Here is a 14,812-nt window from a genome sequence, read left to right on the forward strand (position 1 = left end):
GACCCCACAGCAGACGTACGAAACACAGAGGATGTAGCACCATGACTGACGCACTGAAGCGCCTCAGCGACGAAGGCGTGGCGATCTGGCTGGACGACCTCAGCCGCGAGCGGCTCAACAGCGGCAACCTGGCCGAGCTGGTGCAGGAGAAGCACGTCGTCGGTGTCACGACCAACCCGACCATCTTCCAGAAGGCGATCGGCTCCGGCAGCGTCGCCTACGACGGCCAGCTGAACGACCTGGCCGTCCGCAAGGTCACCGTGGACGAGGCCGTCCGCATGATCACCACCTCCGACGTGCGCGACGCCGCCGACGTGCTGCGCCCGGTCTACGACGCGTCCAACGGCCGCGACGGCCGGGTCTCCATCGAGGTCGACCCCCGTCTGGCGCACGAGACCGCCGCCACGATCGCCGAGGCCAAGCAGCTGTGGTGGCTGGTGGACCGCCCGAACGTGTTCATCAAGATCCCCGCCACCAAGGCCGGCCTGCCCGCGATCACCGAGGTCATCGGCAGGGGCATCAGCGTCAACGTCACGCTGATCTTCTCCCTCGAGCGGTACCGCGCCGTGATGGACGCCTTCCTGTCCGGCCTGGAGAAGGCCAAGGCCGCCGGCCTCGACCTCTCCCAGATCGAGTCGGTCGCCTCGTTCTTCGTCTCCCGCGTGGACACCGAGATCGACAAGCGCCTCGACAAGATCGGCGGCGACGCCAAGGAGCTCCGCTCCAAGGCCGGCGTGGCCAACGCCCGCCTCGCCTACGAGGCCTACGAGGGGGTCTTCGCCTCGGACCGCTGGAAGGCCCTGGAGGCCGCCGGCGCCAAGGCCCAGCGCCCGCTGTGGGCCTCGACCGGCGTCAAGGACCCGAACCTGCCGGACACCCTGTACGTGACCGAGCTGGTCGCCCCGGGCACCGTCAACACCATGCCCGAGGGCACCCTCGACGCCACCGACGACCACGGCGTGGTCACCGGCGACACCATCACCCCGAACTACGGCGACGCCAAGGCCGTGATGGACGCCGTCGCCGCGGCCGGCGTCGACTACGACGACGTCGTCCAGGTGCTCGAGGACGAGGGCGTCGAGAAGTTCGAGGTGTCCTGGAAGGAACTGCTGGACACGGTCGCGGCCTCGCTCGCCGCGCACGGCGACCAGAACTGACATCACTGCTCACGACCGAAGCGCACGGAGAGCGGAGCCAACACCAGTGAGCAACACCCCTGCTTTTCCCGATGTCGAGGGGGCCGAGGTCGGGCAGGGTGACCCCCTGCAGCCCTCCAACCCGCTGCGCGATCCGGCCGACCGCCGGCTGCCGAGGATCGCCGGGCCGTCCGGCCTGGTGATCTTCGGCGTGACCGGCGATCTGTCGCGCAAGAAGCTGATGCCGGCCGTCTACGACCTCGCCAACCGCGGACTGCTCCCGCCGGGCTTCTCGCTCGTCGGCTTCGCCCGCAGGGAGTGGGAGGACGAGGACTTCGCCCGCGAGGTGCACGACGCGGTCAAGGAGCACGCGCGTACGCCGTTCCGCGAAGAGGTCTGGCAGCAGCTCGCCAAGGGCATGCGGTTCGTCCAGGGCGACTTCGGCGACGACGAGGCCTTCGACACCCTGCGCAAGACCATCGAGGATCTCGACCAGGCCCAGGGCACCGGCGGGAACTTCGCCTTCTACCTCTCGGTGCCGCCGAAGTTCTTCCCCACCGTCGTCCAGCAGCTCAAGAAGCACGGTCTGACCGACCCGCCGAAGGGCTCCTGGCGTCGCGCGGTCATCGAGAAGCCGTTCGGCCACAACCTGGAGAGCGCCCAGGAGCTGAACCGGATCGTCCACGAGGTCTTCCCGCGGGACGAGGTCTTCCGGATCGACCACTACCTCGGCAAGGAGACCGTCCAGAACATCCTGGCGCTCCGCTTCGCCAACCAGATGTTCGAGCCGATCTGGAACCGGTCGTACGTCGACCACGTGCAGATCACCATGGCCGAGGACATCGGCATCGGCGGCCGCGCCGGCTACTACGACGGCATCGGCTCGGCCCGCGACGTCATCCAGAACCACCTGCTCCAGCTGATGGCGCTCACCGCCATCGAGGAGCCCGCGTCCTTCCACCCCAAGGCCCTGGTCGCCGAGAAGCTCAAGGTGTTCAGCGCCGTCCGGCTGCCCGCCGACCTCGGCAGCCACACCGTCCGCGGCCAGTACGCGTCCGGCTGGCAGGGCGGCGAGGAGGTCGTCGGCTACCTGGACGAGGACGGCATCAACCCCGACTCCAAGACCGACACCTACGCGGCCCTCAAGCTGGAGATCAACAACCGCCGCTGGGCGGGCGTCCCGTTCTACCTGCGGACGGGCAAGCGCCTCGGCCGCCGGGTGACCGAGATCGCGGTGGTCTTCCAGCGCGCCCCGTACCTGCCGTTCGACTCCTACGCCACCGAGGAGCTGGGGCAGAACGCCCTGGTCATCCGGGTGCAGCCGGACGAGGGCGTCACCGTGCGATTCGGCTCCAAGGTGCCCGGCACCGCACTGGAGGTCCGGGACGTCACGATGGACTTCGCCTACGGCGAGTCCTTCACCGAGTCCAGCCCGGAGGCGTACGAGCGGCTCATCCTCGACGTGCTGCTCGGCGACGCCAACCTCTTCCCCCGCCACCAGGAGGTCGAGCTCTCCTGGCAGATCCTCGACCCGGTCGAGCAGTACTGGGACACCCACGGCAAGCCCGCCCAGTACGCGGCCGGGACGTGGGGGCCCATCGAGGCCGACGAGATGCTCGCACGAGACGGCAGGAGCTGGCGCCGGCCATGAAGATCGACCTGACCCACACCACCTCCAGCAGGATCAACGCGGCGCTGATGGACGCCCGCCGGGCCAGCGGCTCCACCGCGGCCGGCATGGTGCTCACCCTGGTGATCGTGACCGACGAGGGCAGCGCGTACGACGCCCTCAAGGCCGCCAACGACGCCTCCCGCGAGCACCCGTCGCGCACCCTGGCGGTCATCAAGCGGGCCGGGCGCTCGCCGCGCGCCCGCGCCGAGACCCGGCTGGACGCCGAGATCCTGGTCGGCAGCGACGCGGGCTCCGGCGAGACGGTCGTCCTGCGCATGCACGGCGAGCTCGCCGCGCACGCCCAGTCGGTCGTCCTGCCGCTGCTGCTGCCGGACGCCCCGGTGGTGGTCTGGTGGCCGGAGAACGCCCCGCTGCACCCGGCCAACGACCCGCTCGGCGCGCTCGCCCAGCGCCGCATCACCGACGCGGTCACCGCCGAGTCCCCGGTCGGCCAGCTCGCCCAGCGGGCCGCCAGCTACACCCCCGGCGACACCGACCTCGCCTGGACCCGCATCACCGGCTGGCGCTCCATGCTGGCCGCCGCCCTCGACCAGCGGCCCACCGCCATCACCGGCGCGGTCGTCGAGGGCGAGTCGTACAACCCCAGCGTCGAGCTGCTCGGCCTGTGGCTGACCAACCGGCTGCGGGTGCCGGTCGAGCGGATCGTCACCGGCGGCCCCGGCATCACCGCCGTCCGGCTGCGCACCAAGGAGGGCGAGATCGTCCTCGACCGCCCGGACGGCCTGATGGGCACGCTGTCCATGCCCGGCTCGCCGGACCGGATGGTCGCGCTCAAGCGCCGCGACACCGCGGAGCTCATCGCGGAGGAGCTGCGCCGGCTCGACCCGGACGACATCTACGCGACGGCCGTCCGCACCCCGGTCGACCGGCTGCGCGAGCCGCAGCCCGAGGAGCCCGCCGCCCCGTCGGCCGACGCCGTCCCGGCCGAGGTCGCCGCACCGGCGCGGGTCACCGCCAAGCTGCCGGCCGCCGAACCGGCGGACACTGCGCCGGCGGACACTGCGCCGGCCGAGGCGGAGCCGCCGACGAAGAAGGCGACCGCCAAGAAGGCCGCCCCGCGCAAGCGGAGTGCCTCGTGACCGCGGCCACCCCGCAGCTGGTGGTCCACCGGGACAAGGAGCTGATGGCGCAGGCCGCGGCGGCCCGGCTGATCACCCGCATCGTGGACGCCCAGTCCGCCCGCGGCACCGCCTCGGTGGTGCTGACGGGCGGGCGGAACGGCAACGCCCTGCTCGCCGCGATCGCCGCCTCCCCGGCGCGCGACGCGGTGGACTGGGCGCGGCTCGACCTCTGGTGGGGCGACGAGCGCTTCGTCCCGGCGGACGACCCGGAGCGCAACGCCGTCCAGGCCCGCGCCGAGCTGCTCGACCGGGTCCCGGTGGACCCGGCCCGGGTGCACGAGATGCCGGCCTCGGACGGCGTGGACGGCTCGGACGTCGAGGCGGCCGCCGACCGGTACGCCGAGGAGCTCGCCAAGGCCGCCGGGCCCGGCGAGCACGCCGGGGTGCCCGCCTTCGACGTGCTGCTGCTCGGCGTCGGCCCGGACACCCACGTCGCCTCGCTCTTCCCGGAGCACCCCGGTGTCCGGGAGGCCGAGCGCACCGTGATCGGCGTCCGCGGGGCGCCGAAGCCGCCGCCCACCCGGATCTCGCTCACCCTCCCGGCGATCCGGGCGGCCCGCGAGGTCTGGCTGCTCGCCGCCGGCGAGGACAAGGCCGGGGCCGTCGCCCTCGCGCTGAGCGGCCCCGGGGAGCTCCAGGCGCCCGCCTCCGGCGCGTACGGCACCGCGCGGACCCTCTGGCTGCTCGACCGCTCCGCGGCGGCCGAGCTTCCGCCCCAGCTGTACCCGCCCGCCTCGGCCTGAGACGGACGCGCACGAGGCCCGGCCCCCGCTCGGGGGCCGGGCCTCACGCATGGTGCCGCAGACGCCGGGGGCGCCGCGGGGACGGATGCCCCCGCGGCGCCCCGGCACCGCTCAGATCTCGCCGCGGAGCTTGGCCAGCGCCTCGGCGAGGATCGCCTCGCCGTCCGCGTCGGTGCGGCGCTCGCGCACGTACGCGAGGTGGGTCTTGTACGGCTCGTTGCGGGCCGGGGCCGGGGGATTGTGCTCGTCCTGACCGGCCGGAAACCCGCAGCGCGGACAGTCCCAGGTCTCCGGGATCGCCGCCTCGGCAGCGAAGCTGGGGCGCGTCTCGTGCTTGTTCGCGCACCAGAAGGAGATCCGGTTACGGGGGGCGGACTCGCCGCGCTCCGCCTCGCCCATGGGGCCTGCGCCGACTCTGCTTCCTCGGATGGCGTTGCCACTTGCCACGGTTGGACTCCCTGCGTGCTGGTGCCGCCCGGCCGCGGCAGTGCGGACGGTGGCGAAGTCGTCCTAGTGTAAGCGGCAGTTAAGGCTCTGCCACCACCGCCTGCCGGACCGGCCCCAGACCGGCCAGGACCGGCCCCGGACGGGACGTCAGGTGTTGTACTTGAGCAGCAGGCTCAGCACGATGATGCAGGCGAACCAGGCGATGCCCACGATGATCGTGATGCGGTCCAGGTTCCGCTCGGCCACCGCCGAACCGCCGCCGGTCGACATCGCGCCACCGCCGAACATGTCGGACAGGCCGCCGCCCTTGCCCTTGTGCAGCAGCACCAGGAGGACCATCAGCAGACTGAAGATGATCAGGGCAATCGAGAACCCGAGAACCACGGCGGGACCAACTCTCTCGTATCTTCGGCGAAGGGGCCGGGCCGCGTGAAAGCGGTCCGGCCCCAAAGCCTACGTTGCTGCGGCGGCGTTAGCCTACTGCCTGCTCGCGGTAGCGCACGATCTTGACGAACTCCTCGGCGTCCAGCGAGGCGCCGCCGATCAGACCGCCGTCGACGTCCGGCTTGGCCATCAGGCCTGCCGCGCTGGAGGACTTCACCGAACCGCCGTACAGGATGCGGACCTTGCCGGCCAGCTCGGCGTCGTACAGCTCGGCCAGGCGGGCACGGATCGCACCGCAGACCTCCTGCGCGTCCTCCGGGGTCGCCACCTCGCCGGTGCCGATCGCCCAGACCGGCTCGTACGCGACGACGACCGTCTCCGCGTCCGAGGCCGGCACACCCTCCAGTGCGCCGTCCAGCTGCGCCAGGGTGTACTCGACGTGGGTGCCCGCCTTGCGGATGTCCAGCGGCTCGCCGATGCACAGGATCGGGGTGATCCCGCTGCGATAGGCGGCCTTCACCTTGGCGTTGACGATCTCCTCGTTCTCGCCGTGGTACTGGCGGCGCTCCGAGTGGCCGATCACCGCGAAGGTGCACTTGAGCTTCGACAGCATCGGGCCGGAGATCTCGCCGGTGTAGGCACCGGAGTCGTACTGCGAGATGTCCTGCGAGCCGTACTTGATCTTCAGCTTGTCGCCGTCGACCAGGGTCTGCACCGAGCGGAGGTCGGTGAAGGGGACGAGGACGGCGACCTCGACGGCCTCGTAGTCCTTGTCGGCCAGCGCGAAGGCCAGCTTCTGGGTGTGCTGGATGGCCTCGAGGTGGTTGAGGTTCATCTTCCAGTTGCCCGCCATCAGCGGGAGGCGCTCAGTCATCTTCCTCAGCCTTCCAGGGCGTCGAGTCCGGGGAGGGTCTTGCCCTCCAGGTACTCCAGGCTTGCGCCACCGCCGGTCGAGATGTGCCCGAACTTCGTCTCGTCGAAGCCCAGGATGCGGACGGCCGCGGCGGAGTCGCCGCCACCGACCACGGTGAACGCGTCGCTGTCGAGCAGCGCCGCGGCGACGGCCTTGGTGCCGTCGGCGAAGGCCGGGTGCTCGAAGACGCCCATGGGGCCGTTCCAGAAGACCGTCGCAGCGTCCGCGATCTTGGATGCGAACAGCTCCCCGGACTTCGGGCCGATGTCCAGACCCAGGGTGTCGGCGGGGATCTTGTCCGCGTCGACGACCCGGCGGTCCTCGACCGGGGCCTTGGTCTTCAGGTCGGGGAAGCCCCCGGAGACCACGGCGTCCACCGGGATCACGAACTCGACGCCGTTCGCCTTCGCGCGCTCGAGGTACTCCAGCACGGTCGGGATCTGGTCCTTCTGCAGCAGCGAGGTGCCGACCTCGTGGCCCTGGGCCGCAAGGAAGGTGAACGCCATGCCGCCGCCGATGAGGATCCGGTCGGCCTTGCCGAGCAGGTTGTCGATCACGCCGACCTTGTCGGAGACCTTCGAACCGCCGAGCACCACCACGTACGGGCGGGCGACCTCCTCGGTGAGGCGCTTGAGCACGCCCACCTCGGTCGCGATCAGGTCGCCGACCGCGTGCGGCAGCCGGGCCGGCAGGTCGTACACCGAGGCGTGCTTGCGGTGCACCGCACCGAAGCCGTCGCCCACGTACAGGTCCGCCAGGGCGGCCAGCTCGTCCGCGAAGGCGCCGCGCTCGGCGTCGTCCTTGGCGGTCTCGCCGGCGTTGAAGCGCAGGTTCTCCAGCAGCGTGACCTCGCCGTCGGCCAGGGCGGCGACGGTGGCCTTCGCGCTCTCGCCCACGGTGTCGGTGGCGAAGGCCACCGGGACGCCCAGGATCTCGCCGAGGCGGACGGCCACCGGCGCGAGGGAGAACTGCGGGTCGGGCTCGCCCTTCGGACGGCCCAGGTGGGAGGCGACGACCACCTTGGCGCCGGCCTGCACCAGCTTGGCGATGGTCGGGGCGACGGCACGGATCCGGCCGTCGTCGGTGATCTCGCCGCCGGACAGCGGCACGTTCAGGTCGGCGCGGACGAACACCCGCTGGCCGGCGACCTGGAGGTCTTCGATCGTCTTCACGGTCTTGGGTCTCCCGAGGAGGTGGTGCGTGTCGGCGGCACGGCGGCGGGCCACCAGGAACACGACGGGCGAGGGTTGGAGACGCGAAGCGGGGGCCCGGACGGCCGCAGCCTTCCGGGCCCCGCACCTCACATCACGTCAGCTCCCGCGCAGGTCAGAGCTGGCCGCCGACGAGCGTCGTCAGGTTGACGAGACGGTTCGAGTAGCCCCACTCGTTGTCGTACCAGCCGAAGATCTTGACCTGGTTGCCCTGGGCCATGGTCATCAGGGAGTCGAAGATCGTGGAGAACGGCGAGTTGACGATGTCGGAGGAGACGATCGGGTCCTCGGTGTACTGCAGGATGCCCTTGAGGTCGCCCTCGGCCGCCTTCTGGAAGGCCGCGTTGACCTCCTCGACGGTGACCTCGCGCTCCAGGGTGACGACCAGGTCGGTGATCGAGCCGGTCGGGACGGGCACGCGCAGGGAGGTGCCGTCCAGCTTGCCCTTGAGCTCGGGGAGGACCAGGGCGGTGGCCTTGGCGGCACCGGTCGAGGTCGGGATGATGTTCAGCGACGCGGCACGGGCACGGCGCAGGTCCTTGTGCGGGAAGTCCAGCGTGACCTGGTCGTTGGTGAACGCGTGCACCGTGGTCATCAGACCCTTGACGATGCCGAAGTTCTCGTTCAGCACCTTCGCCAGCGGCGCCACGCAGTTGGTGGTGCAGGAGGCGTTGGAGATGACGGTGTGCTTGGCGGCGTCGTACTTGTCGTCGTTGACACCCATGACGATGGTGACGTCTTCGTCGGTCGCGGGCGCCGAGATGATGACCTTCTTCGCGCCGGCCGTGACGTGCTTCTTTGCAAGCTCGGCCTTGGTGAAGATGCCGGTGGACTCGATGACGATGTCCACGCCCAGCTCGCCCCAGGGGAGGTTGGCCGGGTCGCGCTCGGCGATGACCTTGAAGGTCTTGCCGTCCACGGTGATGCTGTCGGCAGTGTGAGAGACCTCGGACTGCAGGGTGCCGAGGATCGAGTCGTACTTGAGCAGGTGCGCGAGGGTCTTCGTGTCGGTCAGGTCGTTGACACCGACGATGTCGATGTCCGCTCCCTGAGCCTGAACCGCACGGAAGAAGTTGCGGCCGATGCGGCCGAATCCGTTGATGCCTACCCGGATCGTCACGAACCGATCTCCTCTTAGGTACGCCGGACTGAGGATTCCGACGGGGGTTGAAATGGGATGTCCCCGACCACCCATGACCCTACCTCCCAGCGGCTCCGCTGGGCACATCGCCTCTCCGGGCGACCCTTGGCGCACACGGCCTCCGGGCACACGACGGCGCGGGCGGGCAGAGGTGCTCCGTGCACCTCTGCCCGCCCGCGCCGTCCGGCGAAAAAGCCGGTGAACCGCCCGTGTCCGGGGCGGCCGTCTCTAGCTGAGCGCCATCTCGTCGGTCAGGTTGGCCTCCGTGCTTGGCAGGCCCAGTTCGGCGGCCCGCTTGTCGGCCATCGCCAGCAGGCGGCGGATCCGGCCGGCGACCGCGTCCTTGGTGAGCGGCGGGTCGGCGAGCGCGCCGAGTTCCTCCAGCGAGGCCTGCTTGTGCTGCATCCGCAGCTGGCCGGCGGCCGCCAGGTGCTCGGGCACCTCCTCGCCGAGAATTTCCAGCGCGCGCTGCACGCGCGCGCCCGCCGCGACCGCCGCGCGCGCCGACCGGCGCAGATTGGCGTCGTCGAAGTTGGCGAGCCGGTTGGCGGTGGCCCGGACCTCGCGCCGCATCCGGCGCTCCTCCCAGGCGAGCACCGCCTCGTGCGCACCGAGCCGGGTCAACAGGGCGCCGATCGCGTCACCGTCCCGGATGACCACCCGGTCGACGCCGCGCACCTCGCGGGCCTTGGCCGGGATGCCGAGCCGGCGCGCCGCGCCGACCAGGGCGAGCGCCGCCTCCGAACCGGGGCAGGTGATCTCCAGCGAGGAGGACCGGCCGGGCTCGGTGAGCGAACCGTGCGCCAGGAAGGCACCGCGCCAGGCGGCCTCGGCATCGCAGGTCGCCCCGGACACCACCGCCGGCGGCAGGCCGCGGATGGGCCGACCGCGGCCGTCCACCAGACCGGTCTGCCGGGCCAGCAGCTCGCCGTCCTTGACCACCCGGACCACGTACCGGCTGCCGCGGCGCAGCCCGCCGGGAGCCATCACCACGAGGTCGGAGGAGTGCCCGAAGATCTCCAGCAGGTCCTTGCGCAGACGCCGGGCCGCGATGGCCGTGTCCAGCTCCGCCTCGATCACGATCCGGCCGCTCACGATGTGCAGACCGCCGGCGAACCGGAGGATCGCCGAGACCTCGGCCTTCCGGCAGCAGGCCCGGGTGACCGGGAGCCGGGAGATTTCGTCCTTCACCGCAGGAGTCATCGCCATGGGCCGATCCTTCCATGTGTCCGGAAAATCCGGTCGTACGCAGCCGCCAGGAGCTCCGGGTCGTGTCGCGGAGTACCGTCCGCGCGGGCGACCCGGCCGAGCACCAGGGCTGCGCCCATCCGCTCGGCGGCCTTCTCCAGTCCGGCCAGGTCGGCGAGGCCGAACGCGCCGCCGGTGACCGCACGCTCGTCGACCAGCACCGCGTCGACGGCGAGGTCGGGCGCGTGGTCGGCGATCACGTCGAGGTGCCGCTGCGGGCTGAAGCCCTCGGTCTCGCCGGGCTGCGGCGCGAGGTTGAGGGTGAGCAGCCGGCGCGCGCGGGTGTCCACCAGCGCGTTGGCGAGCTCGGGCACCAGCAGGTGCGGCAGCACGCTGGTGAACCAGGAGCCGGGGCCGAGCACCACCCAGTCCGCCTCCAGCACGGCGGCGACCGCCTCGGGCACGGCGGGCGGCTCCTCGGGGAGCAGCCGCACCGACTGCACGGTGCCCGGGGTGACGGCGACGCTGGCCTGGCCGCGGACGGCGGTGAGCTCGTGCGGCCGGGCCGGGTCGTGCCCCCGGACCTCGGCCTCGATGTCCAGTGGGACGGCCGACATCGGCAGCACCCGGCCCTGGACGTTGAGCAGCCGGCCGACCCAGTTGAGCGCCTCGACCGGGTCGCGGAGCTTCTCCCACAGGGCGACGATCAGGAGGTTGCCGACGGCGTGGCCGCCGAGGTCGCCGTCCCCGGTGAAGCGCTGCTGGATGACCTCGGACCAGGTGCGGCCCCAGTCGTCGTCGCCGCAGAGCGCGGCCAGCGCCTTGCGCAGGTCACCGGGGGGCAGCACGCCGAGTTCGGCGCGCAGCCGCCCGCTGGAGCCGCCGTCGTCGGCCACGGTGACCACGGCGGTGAGCTCGTTGGTGAGCCGGCGCAGCGCGGACAGCGAGGCGGACAGCCCCTGGCCGCCCCCGAGCGCTGTGATCTTGGGGGCGCCGGGGCGCGACTTCTGGGCAGCCGGACTGCTTCCGGCCGGGGCTCGCTCGCCAGACCTCTGCTGGAACTGCCGTGCTGGCGAGTATCCCGTCACACCGACCCCATGTTCCTGTCTCGTGCTCCTAGGGCGGGCCGGGGGCCGCCGGCCGGGTCAGCCCCGGACGGTCACTCCCTGCCCATGTCGCGGTGGACGAGCACCGTTTCGACGCCGTCCGCGATCAGACGCCTGGTCAGCCGCTCGGACATGGCGACGCTCCGGTGCTTGCCACCGGTGCAGCCTACGGCAAGAGTCATGTAGCGCTTGCCCTCCCGGCGATACCCTTCGGTCACGATCCGCAGCAGCTCTGCGTAACCGTCCAGGAACTCCTGGGCACCGGGCTGCCTGAAGACGTAGTCGGCGACGTCGCTGTCCGTGCCGGTGTGGGCCCGCAGCTCGGGCACCCAGTGCGGGTTCGGCAGGAAGCGGCAGTCCACCACGAGGTCCGCGTCGACGGGCAGGCCGTACTTGAAGCCGAAGGACATCACGGTGGCGCGCAGCTCGGGCTCGTCGTGGTCGGCGAACTGGGCGTCGAGCTTGGCCCGGAGCTGGTGGACGTTGAGGTTGGAGGTGTCGATCACCAGGTCGGCCTCGCCGCGCAGGTCGCGCAGCAGCTCGCGCTCCTGGGCGATGCCGTCGACGATGCGGCCGTCGCCCTGCAGCGGGTGCGGGCGGCGGACGGACTCGAAGCGGCGGACGAGCGCCTCGTCGGAGGAGTCCAGGAAAACGACGCGCAGCCGCACGCCGCGCTTCTCCAGCTCCTCCAGCGAGGTGAGCAGGTCGTCGAAGAAGCTGCGGCCGCGGACGTCGACCACCGCGCCGATCCGCGGCACCGAGCCCTGGGAGCGGGCGCCGAGGTCCACCATGGTGGGGATCAGCGCGGGCGGCAGGTTGTCCACCACGAACCAGCCCAGGTCCTCCAGGCACTTGGCCGCGGTGCTCCGGCCGGCGCCGGACATGCCGGAGATGATCACCAGCTCCGGTACGTTGTCGCCCACGTCGGACACAGTCACTTCGGTTCCCCGCTCTCGCTGGTTCGCTTCGGAAGAACGCCCCGGGCCCTGCGGTGCTTCCCGGCGCCGCCGGCGAGGGCGGTGCCGGGGGCCGTGCAGCGACGGGCGTCATCGGCCGTCATGGCGTCTCCCGGGGCGCGCCGGCCCCGGCCGGGTCGGCGCTGTCATCAATGATCTCGCCGGTGGCGGTGTTCACCGCGGGTGCGGCGGATGGCCGGGAGGCCAACGCCGCCGCAACAGTCTCCGCGGTGCGGCGGCCGATCCCGGGCACCGAGCACAGCTCGTCCACGGTGGCGGCCCGCAGCCGCTTGAGGGAGCCGAAGTGCTTGAGCAGTGCCTGGCGGCGGGTCTCGCCGAGGCCTGGCACCGCGTCCAGCCCACCGGCGGTGAGCCGCTTGGAGCGCTTGGCGCGCTGGTAGGTGATGGCGAAGCGGTGCGCCTCGTCGCGCACGCGCTGCAGCAGGTAGAGGCCCTCGCTGGTGCGCGGCAGCACGACCGGGTCGTCCTGGCCGGGCAGCCAGACCTCCTCCAGGCGCTTGGCGAGGCCGCAGAGCGCGACGTCGTCGATGCCGAGCTCGTCGAGGGCGCGGCGGGCGGCGGCGACCTGCGGCTGGCCGCCGTCGACGACCAGCAGCTGCGGCGGGTAGGCGAAGCGGCGGGGGCGGCCGGTCTCCGGGTCGACCGGGCCGGCGGCGGCCGGGTCGTCGGCGCCGTAGTCGGCCCCGTCGAGGGCACCGTCGACCGTGCCGTCGGCCGTGGTGTCCTCGGGGACGGCCCACTCGCCGGTCTGCTCGCGCTCCTGGAGGTAGCGGCGGAAGCGGCGGCCGATCACCTCGTGCATCGAGCGGACGTCGTCCTGCCCGGCGAAGCCCTTGATCTGGAAGCGCCGGTACTCGCTCTTGCGGGCCAGGCCGTCCTCGAAGACGACCATGGAGGCGACCACGTCCTCGCCCTGCAGGTGGGAGATGTCGAAGCACTCGATGCGCAGCGGGACGGAGTCGAGTTCCAGCGCCTCGGCGATCTCCTGGAGTGCGCGGCTGCGGGTGGTGAGGTCGGAGGCGCGCTTGGTCTTGTGCAGCGCGAGCGCCTGCTGGGCGTTGCGCTGCACGGTGGCCATCAGGTCCTTCTTGTCGCCGCGCTGCGGGACGCGCAGGTCGACCTGGGCGCCGCGCAGGCCGGTGAGCCACTCGCGGGCGGGCTCGGCCGGCTCCGGCAGGGCGGGGACGAGCACCTCGCGGGGCACGGACTCGGTGCCGGAGCCGTAGAGCTGCTGCAGGGCGTGCTCGACCAGGGAGGCGGTGTCGACGTCCTCGACCCGGTCGGTGACCCAGCCGCGCTGGCCGCGGACCCGGCCGCCGCGGACGTGGAAGATCTGGACGGCGGCCTCCAGCTCGTCCTCGGCGAGGGCGAGCACGTCGGCGTCGGTGCCGTCGGCGAGGACGACCGCGTTCTTCTCCATGGCGCGCTTGAGGGCGCCGATGTCGTCGCGCAGCCGGGCCGCCTTCTCGTACTCCATGGCGGCGGCGGCGTCCTGCATCTGCTGCTCCAGGCGGCGCAGGTACCCGCCGGTGCGGCCGGCCATGAAGTCGCAGAACTCCTCGGCGAGGGCGCGGTGCTCGTCGGCGGAGACCTTGCCGACGCAGGGCGCGGCGCACTTGCCGATGTAGCCGAGCAGGCAGGGGCGGCCGACCTGCTGCGCGCGCTTGAAGACGCCGTTGGAGCAGGTGCGGACGGGGAAGACCCGCAGGAGCAGGTCGACCGTCTCGCGGATGGCCCAGGCGTGGCCGTACGGGCCGAAGTAGCGCACGCCCTTCTTGTGCGCCCCCCGCATGACCTGCACGCGGGGGAACTCCTCGTTGAGGGTGACGGCGAGCTCGGGGTAGCTCTTGTCGTCGCGGTACTTGACGTTGAACCGCGGGTCGAACTCCTTGATCCAGGAGTACTCCAGCTGCAGCGCCTCGACCTCGGTGCCGACCACCGTCCACTCGACGGAGGCGGCGGTGGTGACCATCGTGGCGGTGCGCGGGTGCAGGCCGGCGAGGTCCTGGAAGTACGAGGAGAGGCGGGGGCGCAGGCTCTTCGCCTTGCCGACGTAGATGACCCGGCCGTGCTCGTCGCGGAACCGGTACACCCCGGGTGAGAGCGGGATCGCACCGGGCGCCGGACGGTAGGTGGACGGGTCTGCCATGCCCCTACCGTACCGACTGCCGATGACCGTCCGTGGCCGTTTCCCGGGGTGCTGCCGGGAACCGGTCAGACCGTTGTGACCTGGACGTTGTTGTTGACGACGGCCACCTTGTAGGCGGGCAGCGGCTTGGGGGCCGGGCCGGCCTCGACGGCGCCGTCGGAGATCGAGAACCGGCTGCCGTGGCAGGGGCAGTCGATCTGCTTGTCCTTGACCTCGTCGACGATGCAGCCGGCGTGGGTGCACTTGGCGCTGAAGGCCTTGTACTCGCCCGCGGCGGGCTGGGTGACGACGATCTTCTGCTCACGGAAGACCTTGCCGCCGCCGACCGGGATGTCCGCGGCCGGGCCGAGGTCGACCGGGGCGGCGGTCTGCGCCTGGGTGCCGCCGGAGCCGCCCGAGGACCCCGAGCCGGACGAGCCCGAGCCGGAGGAGGACGACGAGGAACAGCCGGAGACCGCGACGGCCCCGCCCGCGGCGAGCACGGCCGCGGCGCCGCAGAGCAGCGTGCGGCGGGAGGCGGCGGGGCCCTGGCCGGGCTCGGCGGTGACGGGCTCGGTGACGGGCGCGGTGACGGCGGGCTCGATCATGCGGGCGGCTCCTCGG

Annotated in this window: 14 protein-coding genes; 4 read left to right on the forward strand and 10 right to left on the reverse strand. The window is 72.0% G+C overall.

Annotated elements, in window-relative coordinates; all coding sequences use genetic code 11:
- Positions 1-41: 41 nt before the first annotated feature.
- From tal to pgl, 4 genes are all read left to right on the forward strand, one after another.
- Positions 42-1,157: a transaldolase gene (tal, locus tag AB0P35_RS18080; protein WP_363511707.1), complete on the forward strand. Its 1,116-nt coding sequence runs from the start codon at positions 42-44 to the stop codon at positions 1,155-1,157.
- Positions 1,158-1,263: 106 nt separating this feature from the next.
- Positions 1,264-2,787: a glucose-6-phosphate dehydrogenase gene (zwf, locus tag AB0P35_RS18085; protein ID WP_363511769.1), complete on the forward strand. Its 1,524-nt coding sequence runs from the start codon at positions 1,264-1,266 to the stop codon at positions 2,785-2,787.
- Positions 2,784-3,908 (forward strand): glucose-6-phosphate dehydrogenase assembly protein OpcA, encoded by a 1,125-nt coding sequence (gene opcA, locus AB0P35_RS18090; protein WP_363511709.1) that lies wholly within the window; start codon positions 2,784-2,786, stop codon positions 3,906-3,908. The genes zwf and opcA overlap by 4 nt, the downstream gene beginning before the upstream one ends.
- Positions 3,905-4,693, forward strand: coding sequence for a 6-phosphogluconolactonase (pgl, locus tag AB0P35_RS18095; RefSeq protein ID WP_257019008.1), 789 nt, complete (start codon positions 3,905-3,907; stop codon positions 4,691-4,693). Before opcA ends, pgl begins: the two co-directional genes overlap by 4 nt.
- Positions 4,694-4,804: 111 nt before the next feature.
- Here the strand turns inward: pgl and AB0P35_RS18100 are convergent, their stop codons facing one another.
- The 10 genes from AB0P35_RS18100 to AB0P35_RS18145 all read right to left on the reverse strand — a co-directional run bounded on the left by AB0P35_RS18100 (position 4,805) and on the right by AB0P35_RS18145 (position 14,796).
- Positions 4,805-5,092, reverse strand: coding sequence for an RNA polymerase-binding protein RbpA (locus AB0P35_RS18100; protein ID WP_257019256.1), 288 nt, complete (start codon positions 5,090-5,092; stop codon positions 4,805-4,807).
- Positions 5,093-5,287: 195 nt separating this feature from the next.
- Complete coding sequence (gene secG, locus AB0P35_RS18105) at positions 5,288-5,524, reverse strand: preprotein translocase subunit SecG (protein ID WP_095872766.1); 237 nt, start codon at positions 5,522-5,524, stop codon at positions 5,288-5,290.
- Positions 5,525-5,612: 88 nt separating this feature from the next.
- Positions 5,613-6,398, reverse strand: coding sequence for a triose-phosphate isomerase (tpiA, locus tag AB0P35_RS18110; protein WP_363511712.1), 786 nt, complete (start codon positions 6,396-6,398; stop codon positions 5,613-5,615).
- A gap of 5 nt (positions 6,399-6,403) precedes the next feature.
- Positions 6,404-7,609 carry a phosphoglycerate kinase gene (locus AB0P35_RS18115; protein WP_095875392.1) on the reverse strand — a complete coding sequence of 402 codons (1,206 nt, stop codon included), beginning with the start codon at positions 7,607-7,609 and terminating at the stop codon, positions 6,404-6,406.
- 154 nt (positions 7,610-7,763) lie between these two features.
- Positions 7,764-8,768, reverse strand: coding sequence for a type I glyceraldehyde-3-phosphate dehydrogenase (gene gap / locus AB0P35_RS18120; RefSeq protein WP_095872768.1), 1,005 nt, complete (start codon positions 8,766-8,768; stop codon positions 7,764-7,766).
- Between the two features lie 249 nt (positions 8,769-9,017).
- Entirely contained in the window at positions 9,018-9,998 is a 981-nt protein-coding gene (whiA, locus tag AB0P35_RS18125; protein WP_363511715.1) for a DNA-binding protein WhiA, read from the reverse strand.
- A complete protein-coding gene (yvcK, locus tag AB0P35_RS18130; protein ID WP_179419349.1) occupies positions 9,989-11,065 on the reverse strand; it encodes a uridine diphosphate-N-acetylglucosamine-binding protein YvcK in 1,077 nt (358 codons plus the stop codon). Before yvcK ends, whiA begins: the two co-directional genes overlap by 10 nt.
- Before the next feature lie 71 nt (positions 11,066-11,136).
- Positions 11,137-12,015: an RNase adapter RapZ gene (gene rapZ, locus AB0P35_RS18135; protein ID WP_363511771.1), complete on the reverse strand. Its 879-nt coding sequence runs from the start codon at positions 12,013-12,015 to the stop codon at positions 11,137-11,139.
- A 124-nt stretch (positions 12,016-12,139) separates the two neighbouring features.
- Positions 12,140-14,209, reverse strand: coding sequence for an excinuclease ABC subunit UvrC (uvrC, locus tag AB0P35_RS18140; RefSeq protein ID WP_363511717.1), 2,070 nt, complete (start codon positions 14,207-14,209; stop codon positions 12,140-12,142).
- A gap of 65 nt (positions 14,210-14,274) precedes the next feature.
- Entirely contained in the window at positions 14,275-14,796 is a 522-nt protein-coding gene (locus tag AB0P35_RS18145) for a Rieske (2Fe-2S) protein (protein WP_363511719.1), read from the reverse strand.
- Positions 14,797-14,812 lie beyond the last annotated feature (16 nt).

Origin of the sequence: Kitasatospora sp. NPDC085879, assembly GCF_040686255.1 — a bacterium.
Taxonomy (GTDB): Bacteria; Actinomycetota; Actinomycetes; order Streptomycetales; family Streptomycetaceae; genus Kitasatospora.

Bases quoted from the DNA above. Each gene is read 5' to 3' on its own strand.
- tal (WP_363511707.1), top strand. From the start codon at position 42: ATGACTGACGCACTGAAGCGCCTCAGCGACGAAGGCGTGGCGATCTGG.
- opcA (WP_363511709.1), top strand. From the start codon at position 2,784: ATGAAGATCGACCTGACCCACACCACCTCCAGCAGGATCAACGCGGCG.
- AB0P35_RS18100 (WP_257019256.1), bottom strand. From the start codon at position 5,092: ATGGGCGAGGCGGAGCGCGGCGAGTCCGCCCCCCGTAACCGGATCTCC.
- tpiA (WP_363511712.1), bottom strand. From the start codon at position 6,398: ATGACTGAGCGCCTCCCGCTGATGGCGGGCAACTGGAAGATGAACCTC.
- whiA (WP_363511715.1), bottom strand. From the start codon at position 9,998: ATGGCGATGACTCCTGCGGTGAAGGACGAAATCTCCCGGCTCCCGGTC.
- uvrC (WP_363511717.1), bottom strand. From the start codon at position 14,209: ATGGCAGACCCGTCCACCTACCGTCCGGCGCCCGGTGCGATCCCGCTC.
- AB0P35_RS18145 (WP_363511719.1), bottom strand. From the start codon at position 14,796: ATGATCGAGCCCGCCGTCACCGCGCCCGTCACCGAGCCCGTCACCGCC.